A 3,100-nucleotide genomic window follows, 5' to 3' on the forward strand; every position below is an offset into this window, starting at 1 on the left:
GTACAAAAGTACATTCCACTTTTGAGTTCAGCTATATCAATAAAATTGGAATTTAATTTTGTTACAATTTTTACTATTTGTCCTTTAACATTAGTAATTATAATTCTATCTATTTCTTGAAGCTTATCGTAATCAATTATTATTCTCTCATCTGCAGGATTTGGATAAAGTAATATATTGGGTTGTTTAGTGTTTTTTGTAATACTTGAAAATGCAGAATAGTAATATTCACATCTGTATCTTATTGACCAATATTTATAATAAGAATTCCATTCAAATCTTTCTTCTAATATTAATTTACCATCCTGATTATAGGTATATTCTGTTTTATTGTATTTTACCCATATTTTATTGTCCCTGTCCCAATCATGTTCTAAAGCGGTTTGTATTTTATTTTCATTGGTGTATTTATAAACTTTTTTATATATACCAAGACCTGAACCATTAAATCCTTCTTTTTTAAAAAGTAACCCCGTTTTATAATCAAATTCATAAGAAAATTCAGAATCCAACACCCAGTTATTATCATAAGAATTCCAATCATATTCATATTGTTTACGAATATAATGATGATTACCATAATTGTACTCAAACCTTCTGTATAAAGAAGTATCTGTATCTGATAATTGATAAGTGGTTATTTCTTTAAGGCTATCAAAAAGATTATAATTATAAAGGTAAATTTTGTCAAGAAATATCTGCTTTTTATTATCATCCCAATCATATTGGTTCTTTCGTATTTTTTTTTCATCATGATATTTGTATTCTTCTCTGCTGTGCCATTCAAGTGAGGATGTTTTATTGCACCACCATTTTTCAGCATATTCCGTTAAACATGAAGATGAATTATAAAACCAATGATACTCCATATAGCTATTCCAATTTTCGTGATAAAAATCATATCCATAGCACTTTTTTAGAATTAAATGATTGTAATTATCATAAGAATATAAATAAACTTCACTACTATCCCAAAAATAAAGAGTGTCATTCCATTCAAAACACTTCTCTTTTTCTAACTGTGATTTTTTATTCTGTGTGAAAGACCATTTTTTACGTTGGTTCCATTTGTTAAAGTACCAGAAATACCATATAGATGAATCCATATTTCCAATATTATTATAATAATATTGAAACTTTCTTTTCATTTCAAAATAACCATTATCCCAATCAAATAAAGTTTCTTTTGTGAGTAGCTGTTTCCAGTTATACAAATAAGTGGTTTTTGCTTCCGGTCTTATAGTATCAGTAAAATAACTATAATCATACGAAATAAAACTGTCCAATTTAATATTAGTTGATTGTGAATAAACAGAGATATTAAGAAGAATAAAGAATGCAATAATTATATATTTCTTCATGTCTATTATTTTTATTTAGTTAACCAAAGTAGCAAATTTAAAAAAAAATATAACAATTGGCAAAAATTTATTTATAATTTAATTGATTAAAATAATTTGCAGTATTATTAATCTTTATATATATTTCTCATAATGCTGTATGTAAGTATTTTATTATTATTATTATTATTATTATTATTATTATTATTATTTGCATTTATAATTGTATTATTTGTTTGATTTATCTACCTTTGATTTTTTATTTAAAGTAGTAAACTGATTACTACATTTTGTTTAACTAAAATATATATTATTAAAAAATTGATAGTTTATTAAAAAATGTACTACCTTTGTTAAAATAATTAAATAGCTTGTGAAGTATTTTAAAATTCAATATAATTTAAACCGCAGTAAGCAAATAATAGTAATTATTTTACTAATAATATTTACATCGTATCAAGCTATTTCTCAGTCATATAATGTAGTCCCAGTAAGCCGGGGGAGGATTGATTTCAATAATTCTCCTCCTGTACTTACTCTTGACTTTTCTAATTTTAGTACTAACATTTTATGTGATCTTAGTGGAAAAAAAACTCTCAAAGCAAATCTTTTCAACAAAGATATAAACTTAAATGGTATTTTGGGTGTTAAACGAACTATTTATGAATCTAATATGACAAATATTAGTAATAGTTCTAATTGTTTTATTATATTACCTTCATTGTTAAAAACAAACAAATTTCATCTTTTCGCAATTGATTATAACTACTTAGACATGAATCCACCATTAACCCCTCCCTATACTAAATGGATGTATCATTATATTGTTACAACACATGCACATTTTAACTATGATGTTAAATTAATTAGTAAAATGAAGCATGATACTTTTATTACTGCTTTAGCTGCCGGATATACATATAATAAGCAAGGATATTGGCTTGTTGCTCAAGATATTGATCTTAATTTCTATAGTTATAAAATTGACAATGATAATGTTCTTTTTCCTGTAAAAAGTGAATTGAGTGGGTTGTATAATAGTTTGAATGCAAAAAAGCATGATAAATCTTATGAATATCGTCATTCATTAAGACTTTCAAATACTTCAAGCTATATGATAAACACTGTAGTTATTATTGGTGGAAGCAAGATTTTAATTAGGGATCATATATTATCAAGTTACTTTTTTGATTTTAATCCTCACAATGGCAAAGTAACATTTAGAGATACAATTGCTTATCAGGACTTTATTCATACTGGGAACAATAAGAATTCTGTAGGATTGGTTAAAGGTATAGCCTTTTCTCCAAATGATAGTTTCTTTTATCTCGGTTCAGAAAAAACAGCTTTAACTCAATATAGCACAACGGATTTAAAAAATTATAAAGTAATTATTAATAAAGAAAATAATTACGCTAACGATCTTATCTTGGCTAATAATGCAAAGATATATTTTGTAAATAAAGCGAAAAATACTAACTTAAAAACTTATGTAATAAATTTACCAAATAAAAAAGGGATGAAATGTGATATTAAGCTATTAGATGTAGTAATTAGTGATTTTTTTCCTTACACCCTTTTCGAAAATTTAGCTACCAAAATAATTTATAAAAACACATGTGAAAGGCAACCTAACTTTGATGTAATTTGTGATACTTCAAAATATAAAAAGTTCAGATGGTGCTATTTAAATGATTCTGTTTCTGGTAAAAAAGTACGCATTGATTTTCCTAACTCGGGAGAATATATAGTTACTCTTA

2 protein-coding genes are annotated in these 3,100 nt (G+C 25.1%); one reads left to right on the forward strand and one right to left on the reverse strand.

Translation table 11 applies throughout. The annotated features are described in order from the left end of the window. The coding region (locus tag U9R42_06765) for a T9SS type A sorting domain-containing protein (protein ID MEA3495720.1) at positions 1–1,361 on the reverse strand (1,361 nt) is incomplete at its 3' end. A 352-nt stretch (positions 1,362–1,713) separates the two neighbouring features. On the opposite strand from U9R42_06765, the gene U9R42_06770 reads away from it, so the two are divergent. Next, positions 1,714–3,100 (forward strand): hypothetical protein (locus tag U9R42_06770; GenBank protein MEA3495721.1); only part of this gene is annotated, 1,387 nt, incomplete at its 3' end.

The organism is Bacteroidota bacterium, from assembly GCA_034723125.1.
In the GTDB taxonomy this organism is placed as follows: Bacteria; Bacteroidota; Bacteroidia; order CAILMK01; family JAAYUY01; genus JAYEOP01.